At 48.2% G+C, this 656-nt stretch carries 2 pseudogenes; both read left to right on the top strand.

The annotated features are described in order from the left end of the window. Window positions 1-151, top strand: a pseudogene (groES, locus tag CIK04_RS24395) (co-chaperone GroES); the annotation flags it as partial. Between the two features lie 61 nt (window positions 152-212). After that, window positions 213-656: pseudogene (locus CIK04_RS24390) on the top strand (TCP-1/cpn60 chaperonin family protein); the annotation flags it as partial.

Genomic DNA, 656 nt, shown 5'->3' with positions numbered 1-656 from the left:
GCAAAGTGATCGCCGCTGGTCTAGGTAAACGTCTTGAAAATGGTGAACGCGCGTCGATGGAAGTGAACGTCGGTGATGTGGTGATTTTCAATGACGGCTATGGCGTGAAAACAGAAAAAATGGATGGGAAAGAGTATTTGACCTCGTGTGATCATATGTGTTAGCCATCGTTGAGTAATGCATTTTAGTTGTGGTGAAAAGAGGAGAATATCATGGCTGMCAAAGATGTTTTATTTGCAATGACGCACGTCAAAAGATGCTGAAAGGGGTCAACCTACTGGCAGATGCAGTGAAAGTGACACTGGGCCCAAAAGGTCGCAATGTTGTGCTGGATAAGTCATATGGTGCACCAACCATCACTAAAGACGGCGTTTCTGTTGCCAAAGCCATTGAATTAAAAGACAAGTTTGAAAACATGGGACGCGCTAAATGGTGAAACAAGTGGTCGTCCAAAGCCAATGACGAAGCCGGGGATGGCACCACCACGGCGACGGTTATTGGCTCAAGCCCTGATCAACGAAGGGTTAAAAGCCGTTGCGGCAGGCATGAACCCTATGGATCTCAAACGCGGGATCGACAAAGCGGTGGATTCGGTCGGTCGAGAAGTTACGTGCGATGGCCCAGCCATGCAGCGACAAAGAATCGATCGACACAAG

The sequence above is a fragment of the Vibrio sp. 03_296 genome (genome assembly GCF_002265885.1).
The sequence above is the reverse complement of the archived record's forward strand: the minus strand, read 5'-3'. Positions and strand labels throughout refer to the sequence as shown.